The 17554-nt window shown below is 50.8% G+C and carries 10 protein-coding genes; 3 read left to right on the top strand and 7 right to left on the bottom strand.

Annotated elements, in window-relative coordinates; genetic code table 11:
* The first annotated feature begins 36 nt into the window (after nucleotides 1-36).
* Nucleotides 37-6237, top strand: coding sequence for an alpha-2-macroglobulin family protein (locus GmarT_RS17160; RefSeq protein WP_002645171.1), 6201 nt, complete (start codon nucleotides 37-39; stop codon nucleotides 6235-6237).
* 15 nt (nucleotides 6238-6252) lie between these two features.
* On the opposite strand, the gene GmarT_RS17155 is transcribed toward GmarT_RS17160, so the two are convergent.
* The 4 genes from GmarT_RS17155 to GmarT_RS17140 form a co-directional block, all read right to left on the bottom strand.
* Nucleotides 6253-8229 carry an ArnT family glycosyltransferase gene (locus GmarT_RS17155; RefSeq protein ID WP_002645172.1) on the bottom strand — a complete coding sequence of 659 codons (1977 nt, stop codon included), beginning with the start codon at nucleotides 8227-8229 and terminating at the stop codon, nucleotides 6253-6255.
* A gap of 156 nt (nucleotides 8230-8385) precedes the next feature.
* Complete coding sequence (locus GmarT_RS17150) at nucleotides 8386-8772, bottom strand: hypothetical protein (RefSeq protein ID WP_002645173.1); 387 nt, start codon at nucleotides 8770-8772, stop codon at nucleotides 8386-8388.
* A 127-nt stretch (nucleotides 8773-8899) separates the two neighbouring features.
* On the bottom strand, nucleotides 8900-11500 hold the full coding sequence (gene mutS, locus GmarT_RS17145; RefSeq protein ID WP_002645174.1) for a DNA mismatch repair protein MutS: 2601 nt from the start codon (nucleotides 11498-11500) through the stop codon (nucleotides 8900-8902).
* 42 nt (nucleotides 11501-11542) lie between these two features.
* Nucleotides 11543-12559, bottom strand: coding sequence for a ribose-phosphate diphosphokinase (locus GmarT_RS17140; RefSeq protein WP_081459419.1), 1017 nt, complete (start codon nucleotides 12557-12559; stop codon nucleotides 11543-11545).
* A 263-nt stretch (nucleotides 12560-12822) separates the two neighbouring features.
* Here GmarT_RS17140 and serC point away from each other — a divergent pair, with 263 nt between their 5' ends.
* Both serC and GmarT_RS17130 read left to right on the top strand, forming a co-directional pair.
* Entirely contained in the window at nucleotides 12823-13908 is a 1086-nt protein-coding gene (gene serC / locus GmarT_RS17135; protein WP_002645176.1) for a 3-phosphoserine/phosphohydroxythreonine transaminase, read from the top strand.
* On the top strand, nucleotides 13905-14663 hold the full coding sequence (locus tag GmarT_RS17130) for a phosphorylase family protein (protein ID WP_002645177.1): 759 nt from the start codon (nucleotides 13905-13907) through the stop codon (nucleotides 14661-14663). Before serC ends, GmarT_RS17130 begins: the two co-directional genes overlap by 4 nt.
* A gap of 237 nt (nucleotides 14664-14900) precedes the next feature.
* Here GmarT_RS17130 and GmarT_RS17125 read toward each other — a convergent pair whose 3' ends face one another.
* The 3 genes from GmarT_RS17125 to GmarT_RS17115 form a co-directional block, all read right to left on the bottom strand.
* Entirely contained in the window at nucleotides 14901-16268 is a 1368-nt protein-coding gene (locus tag GmarT_RS17125) for an IS4 family transposase (RefSeq protein ID WP_002645178.1), read from the bottom strand.
* A 190-nt stretch (nucleotides 16269-16458) separates the two neighbouring features.
* Nucleotides 16459-17208 (bottom strand): DUF1559 family PulG-like putative transporter, encoded by a 750-nt coding sequence (locus GmarT_RS17120; RefSeq protein WP_002645179.1) that lies wholly within the window; start codon nucleotides 17206-17208, stop codon nucleotides 16459-16461.
* Nucleotides 17208-17522 (bottom strand): hypothetical protein, encoded by a 315-nt coding sequence (locus tag GmarT_RS17115; RefSeq protein WP_002645180.1) that lies wholly within the window; start codon nucleotides 17520-17522, stop codon nucleotides 17208-17210. Before GmarT_RS17115 ends, GmarT_RS17120 begins: the two co-directional genes overlap by 1 nt.
* Between the last annotated feature and the right edge of the window lie 32 nt (nucleotides 17523-17554).

The following is a 17554-nucleotide window of genomic DNA, read 5'->3' as shown; positions in this document are numbered from 1 at the left end:
CAAAACTGAATCCCATCTATATATACAGGTTTCACTATGTTTTCGCTCAAAATGCTTCGCAGTAGCGCCGCCGCATTCTTTTTAATGTTGTTGACAACTTTGGGGGTTTATCTCTTCGCAGATGAGAAAAGCGTAACGGAATCCCGATCCCTGGCGCAGACGTATCAAAAACAGGGGAATTATCGTGATGCCTGGCAAATCTACGAGAAACTGGCTGTCCAATCCGGTAATTCTAATACGGGAGTCGTTCATGATTTACAGAACGGAATTGAGTGCCTGCAACGACTAAACAGAATCAGTGAAATGGATGAATTTCGCGACGCGGTTTTAAAAGTGCATAAGAATCGGTCGCTTGTCCTATGGAAACTGGCTGAAACTTATATCCAGGGGCCTCATTACGGATATATTATTAATGGCGAGTTCACTCGAGGTCATCAGAGAGGGGGAGGGCGATATATCAATACTATTGAGCAGGACCGATTGATTGCCTTGAAACTGACGCAGCAGGCTATTGAAAACTTAAAGCAGAATGACAATGACCTGGCATCAGATATCTTTTTTAATACTGCAGAATATTATCTGTCCGGTCGGCAGGGGCGGAACGCCTGGAAGCTGCAGATTTTGACAGACCTGACCGAGACCCCGGATTATGAGAGTGTGGGATCGGAACCCGGCAGTTTCTTTCGCGGAGGCCCGAGTGGGGGACCAGAGGGAGCGCCCGTGGATGATGCCGGTAATCCTGTTTATTACCGGGTTCCCGCTTCATTTGAGACTGCGAAAAATGATGGGGAACGCTGGCGCTGGATGCTCGATCAATCCATGAAACAGAAGCCAGAGCGAAAGGCCGAGGTGATTCTGCAGGTTGCTGATTTTAATCGCAGCCAGTTTGGCGTACAGACACTGCAGGACTTTATGCCATATTTCTTCCGCCAGAGAAATGACCAGGACCCTCAGGACGAAGAGCAGGTAAATCCTTACTCGCTGGAGAGCCTCAAGGAAACCGAAACGTTAACCCGTCTGGCGACGGGGATTCAGCGGATCAACCTGCCTGAGGATCTGAATTATATTCGCCTGTATCAGCAGGTAGTAGATCTGGGGAAAAGCAGTTCGGGCGAAAATGCATTGGGGCAGTTAACCGGCATTTTCGAGAATCGTCGACAATATCCCCAGGCGGCAAAGTACATCCAGCAGAGTATTCAGGAATACGGTGACCCCCATCAGAATAAACGGCAGCATTTGAATCAGATTGTGGGGAACTGGGGACAATTCGAACCGAATCCATCACAGGTCGCCGGGCAGGGGGCTCAGGTCGATTATCGATTTCGCAATGGAAACCATGTGGAGTTTGAAGCCTATCAGGTCCACGTTGAAAAACTGCTGACGGATGTCAAAAACTATCTCAAATCACATCCTCAAAAACTGGACTGGAATCAGACCAACATTTCGAATCTTGGTTATCGACTGGTTCACGAACACCAGAAAAAATATCAGGGGCCCCTGGTTTCACGCTGGGGGCTGGATCTCCAGTCTTTATCAGGCCATCGAGATCAGCACGTCACGGTGACGACGCCGCTGCAAAATGCGGGCGCGTATCTGCTGGTTGCCAAAATGCAGAATGGCAATACCAGCCGCATTATAGTCTGGCTGGATGATACCGCCATCATTCATAAAAGAATGTCGGACAAGACGTATTATTACGTATCCGACGCACGGAGCGGTAAACCGGTGGCCGGTGCGAATCTGGAATTTTTTGGCTATCGACATACGAGTGTCGGTCGAAATCAACAGCAGACTCAGACCATTAATTTTGCAGAAAAAACAGACGAAAACGGACAGGCGTTCCCCACGGAATCCCAGTTAGAGAAAAACTATCAGTGGATCACGATCGCCCGGACAGGCGAGGGACGGTTTGCCTATACCGGCTTTGACCGTTTCTGGTATGCACACCCTTCTGACCAGAGATTGGATGCTATCAAAATTTACGGAATCACGGATCGTCCCGTGTATCGCCCCGATCAGAAAGTCGACTTTAAATTCTGGGTGCATAATGTGGGTTATGACCTGTCCAAAGCAGAGGACTCTGAATTTGCTAACCATAGTGTGAACCTGAAACTGATCGGAAAAAATAATAAAACAGTTTTTCAGAAAACATTGAAGACAGACAAATTTGGTGGCTGTCAGGGCGACTGGAGCATACCGGCAGATGCAGACCTGGGCGTTTATTATTTACAGCTCACTGTTGACACGCGTGCGCACGCAGGCAGGAAACGACGATCTCAAGTTTCTTCTCAGATTTCATTCCGCGTGGAAGAGTACAAAAAACCGGAATTCGAAGTGCTCGTTGAGGCTCCTGAGGATCCTGTATCTTTAGGGGATGTCGTCACGGCAAAAATCAAAGCGAAGTATTACTTCGGCAGCCCGGTCATTAATGGACAGGTCAAATATAAAGTGACGCGTACCGCCTACGATCAACGCTGGTATCCCGTGGATCACTGGGACTGGTTGTATGGTTCCGGTTACTGGTGGTTCACCGGGGATTACACCTGGTATCCGGGCTGGGGCAAATGGGGGTGTGTAGCGCCGGGACCGTGGTGGATACATCGTCCTTCACCACCGCCGGAAGTCGTGCTTTCCAACACGGTGGAAATCGGTTCCGACGGGGAAGTCGAAATCAAAATTGATACCGCCCTGGCGAAAGCAATCCACGGGGATCAGGATCATAAATACGAAATTACAGCGGAAGTGGTCGATGAATCACGGAGGACCATCGTCGGTCAGGGATCGGTGCTGGTTTCGCGTCAGCCTTTCAAAGTATTTTCCTGGATGAATCGCGGTTATTATCAGGTGGGCGATGCGATGACCGCTTCTTTTAAAGCCCAGACGCTGGATTCCAAGCCAGTGACTGGTAAGGGCAAAGTGGTACTGTATCGCATTTCCTATAATGATCAGGGAGAACCGAAAGAGACTGCCGTTCAGGAGTGGGAAGTGGATCCAAAGGAAGATGGTACGGCCAGTCAGAAGATCGCGGCGACTCAGGCAGGGCAGTACCGCGTTTCGTATACGGTAACTGACAATAAAGGGAATCAGATCGAAGGGGGCAGCCTGTTTTCGATCCGTGGCGCAGGATTTGATGGCAGGGAATACCGTTTCAACGATCTGGAACTCGTCGTCGAGAAAAAACATTACCAGCCAGGCGAAAAGGTACGGCTGTTAATCAATACCAATCAACCGGGCAGTACGGTCCTCTTGTTTGTTCGACCGGTCAACGGAATATATTCCAAACCGGAAGTCCTTAAGCTGGCAGGTAAGAGTACGGTTTATGAACTGGATGTCGCAAAGCACGATATGCCTAACTTCTTTGTCGAAGCGGTCACGATTCATCAGGGATCCGTGCATACGGTTGCAAAAGAAATCGCGGTACCGCCAGAAAAACGGGTCGTAAATCTGGAAGTTGAACCTTCCGAAACCGAGTACAAGCCGGGCGAAGAAGCCACCGTCAAACTGAAAGTAACCGACGCGGATGGAAAACCCGTACCCGGCTCACTGGTAGTCAGCGTTTATGACAAGAGTGTGGAGTATATCAGTGGTGGTTCCAATGTGAGCGATATCAAATCGTTTTTCTGGAAGTGGAAACGGTCTCATCATCCTGCCACAGCCGACAGTCTGAGTCGTTATTTTCACAATCTGTTACGACCACAGGAAATCGGGATGCAGGTGATTGGAGCCTTTGGGCATCTGGTGCTGGAATCAGAGTCGCAGGTCCCTGGAAATGCGGTAGGCGGAGGTTTCGGCGGCCCTGGTGTGGGCGTATTACCTGCAGTGGGGGCGATGAGAAAGTCCAGGGCGACGGACGGGATGGCGGCAATGGAAGGTGCGGCCATGCCGATGGCTGCGAAATCCATGATGGCGGACGCAGCTGCGCCTGCCGATTCCTCCGCAGTGGTCGAGCCTGTCGTGCGCCAGAACTTCGCTGACACTGCCTATTGGAACGCAGCGATCACAGCGGATGCCGAAGGTCTGGCAGAAGTCTCGTTTAAAATGCCGGAAAATCTGACCAGCTGGAAAATTCGCAGTTGGGCGATGGGGCAGGGCGCACGCGTCGGTGATGTAGAACAACTGGTTGTCACACGCAAAAATCTGATTCTGCGATTGCAGGCACCGCGCTTCTTTACAGAGACCGATGAGGTCGTATTGAGTGCGAACGTGCATAATTACCTGAAGACATCCAAAGAGGTGAAAGTCGTTCTGGAACTGGACGGCGATACTCTGAAACCTTTAGATGACGTTACTCAGACAGTCACGATTGAGGCCAACGGCGAACAACGAATCGACTGGCGTGTGAAAGCGGTTCGTCCCGGATTTGCTGTGATTCGGATGAAAGCATTAACTGATGAAGAGTCGGATGCGATGCAGATGACGTTTCCCGTCAAAGTGCATGGTATCCTGAAAACCGAGTCTTTTACCGGCATGATTCGCAGTGATGCTGATCAGGCACTGATCAGTTTTCAGGTTCCCGATCATCGCAAAGCAGAACTGAGCCGTCTCGAACTCCGCTACTCACCTTCGCTGGCAGGAGCAATGGTTGACGCACTGCCGTACCTGGTCTATTCACCGCATAAAACAACCGACTGTACCCTGTATCGTTTTCTGCCAACGGTGATGACACAGAATATTCTTAAACGAATGGGTTTAAATCTAAAAGAGATTGAGGAGAAACGAACCAACCTGAATGCACAGGAAATTGGCGACGATCAGAAACGGGCCGAACAGTGGAAACGCTATGATCAGAATCCGGTATTCAGTCAGTCGAAGGTGGAACAACTCGTCAAGCAGGGTGTTGCTGATTTAACCAGTATGCAGCTCTCGGATGGAGGCTGGGGCTGGTTTTCCGGCTGGCAGGAACGTTCTTCCCCCTACTTCACCGCACGCGTGGTTCAGGGACTGGCTTTGGCGAAACAGAATGATGTGGCGCTCGTCCCCGGCACTCTGGAACGGGGGATTGAATGGTTAAAAGGCTATCAGCAGAAAGAACTGCAGAAGCTGCTGAATGCTGCGTCGAAGACAAAACCGTATAAAACGTTGGCTTCCAATCTGGATGCGTATGTTTTTCTTGTGCTGGTCAACCAGGGCGTTGTCGATGAGAAAATGTATGATTTCCTGTATCGGGATCGAACGAAACTCTCGGTGTATGCTCTGGGAATGTTGGGGCTGGCATCTCATGAGCTGAAAAATCAGGAACGCATGACGATGATCATGAATAATATGGATCAGTTTCTGATTCAAGATGCGGAAAATCAGACCGCTTATCTCAATCTGCCTCAGAGTAACTACTGGTGGCACTGGTACGGCAGCGAAGTCGAAGCCAATGCATACTACTTAAAACTGCTTTCGAAAGTCGATCCACAGAATCCCAAGGCGGCTCAACTCGTCAAATATCTGTTGAACAATCGCAAACATGCGACTTACTGGAGTTCTGTTTCCGATACTGCGATTGCCATTGAGGCTTTAGCAGAATACTGGTCAGCCAGCGGTGAGAATCAACCGGACCTGACGTTAGACATTTTTTTGGATGGAAAGAAACAGAAAACGGTTCAGATCAACGCGGAGAATCTGTTTACCTTTGATAATAAACTGGTGATTGAAGGAGAAGCACTGACATCAGGCGCCCATCGACTGGAGATTCGCAAGCAGGGGAGCGGACCGTTGTACTATAACGCGTACGTGACGAATTTTACGAAAGAAGATTTCATCACCGCAACCGGACTGGAAGTGAAAGTGCAGCGGAGGTATTACCGGCTGATTCCGGAAGAGGCTGCCATTAAAACCTCTGATTCGAAAGGTCAGGCAGTGGATCAACGGGTGGAAAAATACCGTCGTGAGGCCATTGACCATGAAACAGAACTGACCAGCGGAGATCTGATTGAGGTCGAGCTGATTTTCGAAAGTAAGAATGATTATGAGTACCTGGTGTTCGAAGACTTCCGGCCGGCGGGTCTGGAAGCGGTCGACCTGCGCAGTGGCTATTCACGTAACGGACTGGGGGCTTATCAGGAGTTTCGCGATGACCGAGTGGTAAATTACCTGCGTCAGTTGCCTCGTGGAAAGCATAGCCTGAGTTACCGTCTGCGAGCAGAAATTCCGGGTCGTTTCAGTGGTCTGCCCACGCAGGGATATGGAATGTACGCTCCAGAACTGAAAGCCAATTCCGACGAAATCAAACTGAAAATCAAGGATTAGTCCCTGGCACGATTATCAGACAGGTTCCCAGAAACGGCCGTTCCAGCGACTGAGACGGTTTTGAGCGACGTCGAACAGATAGAGCGTTCGATCCGGAAAGAGGGACTGCAGTTGCGCTGGAGTATGTTGCTCGGGACGGTAACGGCCTGTCAGGACCGACGTGTTTAATTGAGGATCATTGATGACATAATCAATGTGGCGATCCGAGGGATCGTGGGCAACCAGAATCAATGCAGGTTGTTTGATTTGAGGATGGTGGTGAATCATCTGTTGAAACTGGAAATGTTTCAACTTCGAAAACGCCACATTGTTGATGACAATTTCCAGTTTGGAAACAGTCCAGAGCGGCGGGATCGCAGTTAGATTTGTGGCAACAGCGATTAATATCATGGCGGACCAGAGCCAGCTCATCAGAGGTCGTTCCAGATCACGCCAGATGCCAAACAGGGTCTGTGTCACTCTTGCGAAAATCAGTGCCCACAATGGTCCGGTTTCGAATACATAATGCCAGTGCATGATACCATCGTACCAGTAGGGGATATGAACCACATGCAGCGAAATGATGGAAGCATAGATCAGCCACCAGCGACTCCAGCGCCGGCATTCGGTGATCAGGAAAAGCAGGCCCGCCAGTAAGAGTGGGACCAGCCCCAGAGTCCACTGCAGGCTGGCCAACAGGCGGTTTTGGACGTTCTGTGCCGCTAGTGCCGGCGTCAGATTCTCGGCCCATTTGTCGTAGTTCTCCAGTACCTTCGGGCCGAGCTTCTGTTCTCCGCGCACCACATTGTCGAAGCCATAAACGTGTCGCGGGGTGTAGATATCGGTATAAAGCTGGTATGGCATTTTCCAGCCACTGTCTGTGATCGACTGATTGTAAAAAAACAGTCCGATCAGGCCGCAGGCCAGGGGAATCGCCAGGCCGGTGATCTGGGGGACGACTGACTTTTCAGTCGCAGAGTCAGTCGCTTTGTGATTGACTCTCGTCCGGCACCAGCGAATGATTTCCACTCCCAGCCAGATCCCGAAGGGGAGCGCAAAGCCGGCTGCGGTCATGGGGCGACAGAGCATGCCGAACGCCAGGCCGACTCCTGCGAGCAGGGCATCTCGAAAGGATCGTGTTCTCTGCATTCGTAAAAAGAAGAACAGAAAGGCTGACAGCCCGACCAGTGTGGGGTGGTGTGCCAGCAGCAGGTTACTGAAGATAGCCATGCCGGGCGAGAGGGCCACAATGAGTCCCGCCAGTAGTCCGACGCCGTTTCCGGCCAGCTCTCTGCCCGACCAGAAGATAAAAAACGTCGTGAGCGCTCCAGCCAGCCAGTAAGCCCGGTAAGGATGTCCCCAGGCGACGAACGGCGCCAGCCAGAGTCCTGTACCCGGAAAGTAACGGCTGGCCATCTTGCCTTCGTTGAGCACATGGACCTGATCAAACAGCTCGGGAGCGTCGGCGTGACCGGGATGCCAGGTTCGCCCTTCCAGGAAGGTTCGGGACTGAAACAGATAGCTGTACTCATCATGATAAGCAGGAGGCAGGTCGCCAAGTGTCAGGTGGAGGTCCGGGTTGACGGTATGCGAGGCGGTCCAGAAACTCATTGCGAAGGAAGTCACAGCAACCAGCAGACTGAGCAGGAGGGCAAAAACGTCAATTTGTTTTTCTGACTGTCGGTTGCGGACCCATTCCTGTGATAAGCGGGGACGCAAAACACGGGTGAACAATCGAAATTGAAAGGCAGGACGGATCCACCAGCAGAAGGGGCTGAGTAACAGAAGCAGGAAATACGGAGTGGTATCCACATTTACATAGAGGAAAAACCGTGTGAGGACTGGCAGTTCCGACTGATCGGTCTGAATCCGCTGCCACTCAAAGTATCCAAGAAAACAGAACAGCACGAGCACAATCAGAAAATGCATCAGCGGGATCCAGATCGAATGTCCTGGACGATTCTGCTCTCTGTCGGGAGGCAGTTCTGCTGATGTCGGCTGATGGGAATCCATTGGTGAGTGGTTTTCAGAAAGATAAAATGGGATGTGTCTGGTTATGAAGTTCAATTGTCTTTGGAAAAGTATAGCTTGAGAGTTCGTTAAAAAGAAAGGGCGTGATCCCGTTCAGATCACGCCCTGCGATTGTTTTCTTATTGCAACTCAGCGGATTTATTTTTTCGCCGTTTTTTTACTGGAGGCTTCCGCAAGAATCTTTTCCAGGATTGATTTCTGTGAGGGTTCCAGAACAGTGACGATTTCCGCGTTCCGCTTTTTGTTCAATTCTGCCAGTTGCTTCTTCAGGTTGTCAATTTCGGATTTGTAGCTGGCCTGAATCTTATAAATTTTATCGCGCTGTGTATCGGAGAGATTCAGTTTACCATAATGATTGGGCAGGCGACCTTTGAACTTTTTCGCAGCCGGTTTGGTGTCTTTCGCTGTGGCTTCAGGTTTGTCTGATTCCTTCTTTTGGGCCAGCAGGGAATCTGCTGAGCAAACAGCTAAGGAGACAGTAGTAAACAAAACGACAAAAATTCGTATTACACTCTTTTCCAGCATGACATGCTCCTGTTCGTTCAATAAAGACACTGATATAAGGTACCCCTGTACCTCTACTGTGTATATTGTGAACAAGTGGTACTGCCGGGTTCAACTGTCTGGAAGTATAAAATTGAAAATATGCCATTTAGTTCAGTTGTTCGCGAATGCGGTATAATTCTTCCAGCGCGGCGAGAGGCGTCATTTCATCGACGTTTAAGTCCCTGATTTCATCTAAAACGGGATGTGCTGTATTACCGAACAGAGAGAGTTGCTGATGTGATGATTTCCTGTCGATGCGTGGCGGAATGGTCGTTTGCCCCGTTTCGTCGATGTGATCTTTTTCCAGCGTCGAGAGAATTTGATTGGCCCGCTGAATGACCTGGTCCGGAATTCCTGCCAACCGGGCCACATGAATCCCATAACTTTTATTCGCTGAGCCTTCAACGATTTTGTGTAGAAAGACGATTTCTCCATCCTGTTCGTGGACTGCGACATTCCAGTTACTGGCCTGTTTGAGTGTCTGGGTTAATTCGGTCAGTTCATGATAATGTGTCGCGAACAGGGTACGCGCTTTGATCTTGTCGTGCAGAAACTCTGTCATGGACCAGGCGAGAGAAATACCATCATAGGTGCTTGTGCCACGTCCGATCTCATCCAGAATGACCAGACTTCGTTCCGAGGCGGAATTCAAAATACGGGCGGCTTCGGTCATTTCGACCATGAAGGTACTCTGACCTTTGCTCAATTCATCGCTGGCACCGACACGTGCAAAGATTCGATCGGCGATGCCAATCCGCGCTTCACTGGCAGGAATGAAGGAGCCGATCTGTGCCATCAGCGTCAGCAGTGCGGCCTGACGGATATAGGTACTCTTTCCTGCCATGTTGGGGCCGGTGATAATCTGCACGCGACCATAGGGCTCTCCCAGTAGAACATCATTGGGAACAAATTCCCCGGAGGGTTGCAGTCGATCGAGTACGGGATGCCGACTTTCTCTGATATCGAGGACCGGTTCTTCCGTCATTTCGGGGCGCGTGTATCCAGCGTGTGTTGCCAGATGTGCCAGACCAAACAGGACATCAATCTGGGCCAGGATTTCTGCTGTTTTCTGAGTACGCGGTGCCTCTTTCGCGACCCTTTCCCGCAGTTCATCGAACATCGACTGTTCGAGTTCGACCGCCCGATCTTCCGCTTTGAGCACTTTTTCTTCATACTCTTTCAGTTCGGGAGTAATGTAGCGTTCCTGGTTTTTCAGCGTCTGCTTGCGAATATAGTGATCGGGAACTTTTGCGGCATGAGCGGCTGAGACTTCCAGGTAATAGCCGAAGACTTTGTTGTAACCGACTTTCAAATTGGGGATGCCAATCCGTTCGGATTCTTCATTGCGATAGCCGGCGATCCATTCTTTGCCCCCTTTGGAAAGTGAGCGGAGTTCGTCCAGTTCCTCGCTGAACCCCGGACGTATGACGCCTCCCTCGTTTAAGGTTAACGGCGGATCTTCGATGATCATTGTTTCGATATCCGAGCGGACCTCGGCACACAGGTCAATGTCTGCTTCCAGAGACTGCAGCAGTTCCGCTTTGCGTCCAGACAGTTTTGCTTTCAGTTTCGGCAGTAAAGCAAGAGTCTGTGCCAGGAAACTCAGGTCCCGGGCGCTGGCGCGACCGGTTGCGATGCGTGCGGTGAGTCGTTGCAGATCGTAAGTTTTGGCCAGTTGCTCGCGTACTTCAGTGCAGAGTACCGGATTCTGTGAGAGTTCTTCGACCGCATCGAGTCGGCGTTCAATTTGCGAAAGACTGGTTAATGGATTGGCGATCCAGTCGGTCAGCAGACGCGCCCCCATGGATGTGACCGTTTCGTCCAGGACCGATATCAGGCTGCCTTCCCGCTTGCCTTCCCGGATGGTTCGCGTCAATTCCAGACTGCGACGGGTGGCTTCATCGATCAGCAGTCGATCGCCGCGTTCATAAGGTTCGATCTGATTGATGTGCGGGATCGCGCTTTTCTGCGTGTCCTGGACATATTCAAGCAGCGCGCCGGCGGCTGTGATTGAGGGAGTACCTGCTTCCAGGTTGAAACCTTCCAGCGTTTTTGTGCCAAAGTGATCCAGCAGTCGTTTTTCCGATTCCCCTTCCGCGAATGACCAGGGAGGTCGCTCGGTCAGCATCGTATCGAGATGGCCCACCGCATTCTGTAAAGCCGTATTACCTTCTGCAAAAATACATTCTGCCGGATGAATGCGGGCCAGTTCGTCAACCAGATGCTCGGCTGTCGTGTTGGAAGTCAGAAAGCGACCGGTTGAAAGTTCCAGCCAGGCCAGACCGATATTGGATTTGCCAAAATAGATACTGGCCAGGAAGTTGTTCTCATGCGGATCCAGCAGGGCATCATCTGTCAGAGTTCCGGGAGTGACGACCCTTGTGACTTCCCGTTTGACCATGCCCTTGGCTTTTTTGGGATCTTCCACCTGGTCACAGATCGAGGCCCGGTAGCCGGCATGAATCAGTTTATACAGATAGTTGTCCAGAGAATGATGCGGGAACCCGGCCATGGGAATCGGGTTACTGGAAGTTTTATCACGACTGGTGAGTGTAATTCCCAGAATGCGGGCTGCGATCTCGGCGTCTTCATGAAAGAGTTCGTAGAAATCGCCCATTCGAAATAAGAGGAGTGTTCCCGGATTCTGGCGTTTGACTTCCAGATACCGCTCCATCATCGGGGTCAGCTTCTTGCCTGATTTCGTCATGCGTCCTGATCTTCTCTGACTTTAAGCTTTTAAAATACGTGATTATTTCTTCGATCGTTTTTCCGGAAACAGCGTGCTGACACTGGTCCGGTCGTGAATCGATCGGATGGCCGCGGCGAATGAATGCGCGACTGACAGTATCTCAATGTTGTCCGGCAGCGGGTCGACCTGGGTTTCCAGGGTATTGGTCATAAACATCTTTTTCAAAGAACTTTTCCCGATCCGCTCGGCTGCTCCCTTGGAAAGTACTCCGTGGGTCACAGCGGCATAGATGTCTTTGGCACCCTTCTTCTTCAGAACCTCAGCCATGCTCACCAGTGTGCGTCCCGTGATGGTGAAGTCGTCCACCAGGATCACATTTTTGCCTTCGACTTCACCAATGACTTCCAGAACTTCCACGGTTTCGGAATGATCTTTGCGAAGTTTGTTACCAATCACGACAGGAGTTCCCAGCAGCTTCGCGAAATCGGAGGCTTCCTTGGCAAAGCCGACGTCCGGACTACAGACCACCAGGTCCTTGATATTCAACTTGCGAATATGATCGCTGATCACGTGCCGCCCGTAAAGATGGTCCACGGGAACACTGAAAAAGCCCTGAATCTGTGGACTGTGCAGGTCCATCGTCAGCACGCGGTCGGCTCCCGCGACTTCAATCGCGTCGGCACAGACACGCGCCCGGATGGATACCCGGGGTTCATCTTTTTTGTCCCCCTTGGCGTAGCTGAAAAAGGGGATGACCGCGGTGATCTGCTGGGCGCTGGCGCGTTTCAGTGCATCAATCCAGAACAGAAGTTCAACAAAGTTGTCGTTTACCGGGTAGTGGACGCCTTGAATGATATAGACGTCGCGTCCTCGGACATTCTCCAGAATCCGGACGAAGATATTCCCTTCACTGAACTGGTGGGCTTCACAGGGTGTCAGACGGATGCCAAGCTCGTCGGCAATGGCCTGTGCCAGGATGGGATTACCGGAACCGGCCATGATGGTCAGGTCGCCTTGAGGAGGCTGAAAGGATTGGACGCGGGGTCCTCTGGAAAGTGGATTGGGAGAGCTGGACATTAAATAACAGATCAATCAAACAGGGCAATGATTCGCCGGAAAACGTGACTATTCTTGGGAATTCTGGATAATTTGGCTCGGCTCCATTTATGAAGAAAAGCAGACTCCATAATATCGATGCTGTATAGCAAAACAAGCGAACGCTTGCCAATATCCTCAAGGATGGTTCCAAGAGGTACGGTATCGTCCGTAATATTGACACATAACAGGTGACTCAGGACTGACGCATCAGTCAGTCCGCAATTGATGTTGAGATATCTAAAATGACAAAAAGAATTTATAACTTTTCTGCGGGACCGGCGGCTCTTCCCTTACCAGTACTGGAACAGGCTCAGAAAGACCTGATTTCCCTGGGCGATACCGGAATCGGGGTACTGGAACACTCGCATCGAAGTAAAGCATTCCTCGCCGTTTATGAAGAGGCCGAGGCCCTGGTCCGGGAACTGGCTTCCGTTCCCGATAACTACAAGGTTCTGTTGCTGCAGGGCGGGGCATCAAGCCAGTTTTTCATGATTCCCATGAACCTGTTGAAGAAAGATCAGACCGCCGATTACCTGGTCACCGGTTCCTGGTCGAAAAAAGCAGTGAAAGAAGCCAAGAGCTTCGGGAATGTGAATGTCGCCTGCAGCAGTGAAGACAAGAACTTTTCATACATTCCTGAAGAGGTCTCACTCAGCGAGAATCCGGCTTACGTGCATTTCACTTCCAATAATACGATCTATGGAACCGAGTTCGCGACGGAACCGACTGTGCCAGCAGGAGTTCCTTTGATCTGTGATGCGAGCAGCGATATTTTCTCGCGTCCCCTCGATATTTCCAAGTACGGAATTGTTTACGCGGGCGCACAGAAAAATCTGGGTCCCAGTGGCGTGACGCTGGTCATCATTCGCGATGATCTGATTGAACAGGGGCCGACAGACATTCCGACCATGCTGCAGTACCGAACCCATTCAGAAGCAGGCTCAATGTATAATACGCCTCCCACCTTCGGGATTTATGTATTAGGTCAGGTACTGAAATGGTTGAAAGATCAGGGCGGGTTGGCTGCCATTCAGGAGAAAAATCAGGCCAAGTCGGGTAAACTGTATGATTACCTGGAACAGAGCAAGCTGTTTAAAGCGACCGCTGCGAAACAGGATCGTTCGTTGATGAATGTCACCTTCGTCACCGGCGATGCGGATCTGGATGCCCAGTTCATTTCCAAGGCAACCGCAGCCGGGCTGGATGGTCTGAAAGGCCATCGCAGTGTTGGCGGAATGCGTGCCAGTATCTACAATGCATTTCCCGAAGCTGGTGTAGACAAGTTAATTGAAATGATGAGTCAGTTCGAACAGGAACACGCCTCTTGAATCAACCCAAAGTCGATAAAGCGCATGCGGATATAGGGCTGGTTTGTGCTCTGCCGATGGAGATCCAGCCTTTTCTGGATCGCTGTGAGCACGTCAAAAAATATACCGGCGGTTCGTATGTGTTTCGGGGTGGTTTTCTGGATCGAATCAAAGTCGCGGTCGTGCAGACGGGAGTGGGTTTTGCCCGCGCCCGTGCTGCGACGCAGGCATTAATCGACGCGCATTCGCCCCCCTGGGTTTTATCAGTGGGATTTTCCGGCGCTTTGAAACCCGAAATGAAGAATGGCGACATCGTCGTAGCGACTTCCGTGTGCGACCTGCATGGACAGGAACTGCAGAACGATGTGCATTTCCCCGAAGATCCGGAACACGGTTTGTATGTCGGGCGAATCATCAATACGGACGAAATCGTTCGTACCGTCGACGAAAAATTAAAACTGGCAGCGCAGTTTGATGCGCTCGCGGTTGACCTGGAAAGCCTGGCAGTGGCGCAGGTCTGCCAGGCAGCTCAGAAAGGCTTCATGGCGATCCGGGCGATCAGTGATGATTGTTCTGTCGACCTGCCTCCCGAAATCATGTCAATCCTGGGGGAAACCGGGGCTGTCAGAGCGGGAGCCGCGCTGGGGGCCGTCTTCAAGCGACCGGAAAGCATCAAGGAAATGTGGAAGATGCGCGGCGATGCTTCGCGGGCCGCAACCCGACTGGCCAGTTTTCTGGACGGGGTTGTCGTCCAGCTTTACGAAGCCCGGCATTAGACTGTCTCCAGTTTTACTGTAGCGCTTCCAAGGCCATTTGGACTGAGTATTGCAGATCGGGAGACGCTACGGTTAAATGTGATGCGCTCTAAGAGGTTTCATCTCTGCGAGATGAAGAACCGGGGCTAACGCCCTTCGGCTAATAGCGAATGACTTGCTGTCGCCAGCGGGGAGCAGGGAACGCCAACTGACAAAGTTCTTAAAAAAATTAGCCGCACGGCGTTAGCCTAATGGCACTTACTTTAGATCAGTGTGTTTCAATTTCTCTGGGGGCTTTTTTCTTTTTTCGAAATGGTCTCTCTTTGAACGTTTGGCGTAGCATTCTCTTTTTACGCTTCGGTTGGCAGCGCGATTGGGTAGTTTATCTTTGGTCGCGTAGAACAGTGCTCGCTCGAAGGATTCACGCCATGATTCTGGCTCAGTGTGCAGGTGCTTCAACAGGAACGTTTGGAATGTTGTCCAGGTTCGCTTAAAGCTCATCCGCCGCGGAGCAACCTGATTCAGTTCAGCTGCCTGTCTGCGGAATTGACCAACTAAATTGTAGGCGACCACTGACGTATACAGCTCTTTCAAAAACGTGTCTACCTTCTTGGCGCGAATGTTCTCGGTGTCTAATACGACCTTCAAGTTACGGATATCAACTTCGACATTGACCCTTTGATTGTAGAGGTTGCCCAGGGTGGCAGCGTCTTGCGGCAGGCTGGTAACGCAATACAGCGTCAAGGTTTCATTGACGATGATTTCGTGCAAAACAACAGCCAGCGAAGCGTCCCTGGGGAGCCCGGGTTGTGTTTTACGGTTTTTGGGGGTCGGAGTCCACTGGTGTTGGTAGGTCTTATGTTTTGGGCTTTGCGATACGAGTTTTGCTTTGGCTCGAAGTGACTCAAAGTTTAACTTCTTCATGCGTAGAAAAAAATCATGCCCCAGGAGTTGTGCCTGGTAAGCAACGCCAAAGATCCCAAATCCTGCATCAGCCATGATGATCGATTCGTCTGGCAGGCAGTGCATGCCATTTCGGGCAAGTTCCGTTTCGGAAACCGCTTCAGGTCCATACATGGCCCCCAGCTGTGGCAGCAAGGCACATCCACTACTGAGTTCGTGAAAAACGGTCAGATTGACAACAGGCCAGACACTTTCACCGTGCTGATTTGAGGCGGGCGGAAATTTCGTTTGTAATTCTTTTTCCGGTGCTAATGTGATCGTGGTTCCATCGAGTAAAAATATTTGACGACCGTCCAGCAGGGTTTCAGATTGCCCGACGATGGCACGAGTGATTTCATTGGAAAACCATTTCACAACATCCAACGGCAGTTCGCTGCGAGCCCGGCTGTATGCTGCACTGTTGGACGAGAGGGTTCCCTGGCTTAAGCGTTTGTTTTCAGGAAGGTAGCCAGGTTGATTTTCAATCAGATGCTTCACCGCTGCTTCGAGTGAGGCATCTGGTTTGAGGCGTTGAAAAATCAGCATCCACAGCACAACACAGGCGGTATAGATTGCATTGGGTCGCCTGGGATGCAGCTGATCGGCTTGGCGTAAGTCCACCAAATCTTTAAGTTGTTCGAAGGCACGATCGAATTCAAGATTCTGTTCCGGTGATTGTTTCACAGCGTGGTTACTCCTGGCAAATTGGCAGTCTATTTTCAAGAATAGAATCCTGCGCAAATCCCATGCCAAACGGCTGGGGTAACCAGCTTAATTTAAAGTAAGTGCCATTAGGCGTTAGCCGCGGTTTGTACCAGTCCTGGTGAGCGTCACTTTCCTGAGAATTACCCTCGAAACAATTAAAAAATGATGCCTAAAAATCGCGAACTTCTTCGCCGCCAGCGGGTGTGCTCAAGGCTTTCAGCACAGCGGGATCTGTGAGTTCTGAAAGAAACTGCACATGCCCATCTCCGAACAGGACGTGTTTACCTCCCGCGTAGGGGGTGTTTTTTCCGGGGGCAAACATTTGAGCGGGGTTGGTGAGATTCGTGGGATCGCCCCAGGCTTTGAAGTCTTCGCCCGCTTCAACTGCAAAGATGGTATTTGACACCCCGTCACCGATTTCACTGATATGTTTTCCCTGGTTCGGTTGTAAAACCAGTTCGTTTCCCTGGTAACTGCTCAGCGCATAACCAGCGGGGGAGACCGTTTCCTGAATTTTGGGATTATGATAGACATTGATTGACTGTTGAAACGGACGCTGATTGGCGGGGTCATCCCAGGCTTTGTTAAAATCGATCTGTTGATGCAGATTCCATTGCTCGAGATAGGGCAGCAATGCAGTCAGCCAACTGTGGCCGGGCTGACCATCCGCTGTTTCGATGGAGCCGGGAGGAAACAGGTCATGCTGGTCATGATAGAGATGGAACGCCAGTCCGATCTGTTTCAGATTGTTTTTTGAAGTACTCCGCCGGGCCGCTTCTCTCGACTGCTCAACCGGAGGGAGGACAGCAGGTATGATGATGAGTCCCAGCAGGAGGATACCCCCTGTGAGTGCCGTGTAATACAGGAAGGAACTCTGTTCGGCATTATGGTTGTCCGGTTTATCTGGTCCGAAGTTCATCAGTCACTCCCGGGCGCAGACTGATCTTGCAAAGGTTGATTGTCTTGCATGTGCCGTTTCTGCTCTGCCTCTTGTGCATGGTAATTCTGTAACGCGATTCCAATTTGTTTCAGATTTTGTTTTATATTTTCACGTTGAGTAGCTTTGCGCGCTTCACCGATTCCAGTCCTGATGAAGATGGTGAGAACAACGAGGCTATACAAGGCAATCACGGCAATCAATATGATGATCACGAAACGGGGGACGCTCATTTTCTGTCGTGCTGGTTGAGAGCGATTGAAGTCCTCTTCAGATATATGACCGCCGTCAGGCATAGAATGTGTCTCTTTTTCGTGTGAAAATCAGA

The sequence above is a fragment of the Gimesia maris genome (assembly GCF_008298035.1).
GTDB classification, from domain to species: domain Bacteria; phylum Planctomycetota; class Planctomycetia; order Planctomycetales; family Planctomycetaceae; genus Gimesia; species Gimesia maris.
The sequence above is the reverse complement of the archived record's forward strand: the minus strand, read 5'-3'. Positions and strand labels throughout refer to the sequence as shown.

Excerpts from the sequence above, each read along its gene's own strand:
- GmarT_RS17160 (WP_002645171.1), top strand. The coding sequence starts at position 37 with ATGTTTTCGCTCAAAATGCTTCGCAGTAGCGCCGCCGCATTCTTTTTA.
- GmarT_RS17155 (WP_002645172.1), bottom strand. The coding sequence starts at position 8,229 with ATGGATTCCCATCAGCCGACATCAGCAGAACTGCCTCCCGACAGAGAG.
- GmarT_RS17150 (WP_002645173.1), bottom strand. The coding sequence starts at position 8,772 with ATGCTGGAAAAGAGTGTAATACGAATTTTTGTCGTTTTGTTTACTACT.
- mutS (WP_002645174.1), bottom strand. The coding sequence starts at position 11,500 with ATGACGAAATCAGGCAAGAAGCTGACCCCGATGATGGAGCGGTATCTG.
- GmarT_RS17140 (WP_081459419.1), bottom strand. The coding sequence starts at position 12,559 with ATGTCCAGCTCTCCCAATCCACTTTCCAGAGGACCCCGCGTCCAATCC.
- serC (WP_002645176.1), top strand. The coding sequence starts at position 12,823 with ATGACAAAAAGAATTTATAACTTTTCTGCGGGACCGGCGGCTCTTCCC.
- GmarT_RS17120 (WP_002645179.1), bottom strand. The coding sequence starts at position 17,208 with ATGAACTTCGGACCAGATAAACCGGACAACCATAATGCCGAACAGAGT.
- GmarT_RS17115 (WP_002645180.1), bottom strand. The coding sequence starts at position 17,522 with ATGCCTGACGGCGGTCATATATCTGAAGAGGACTTCAATCGCTCTCAA.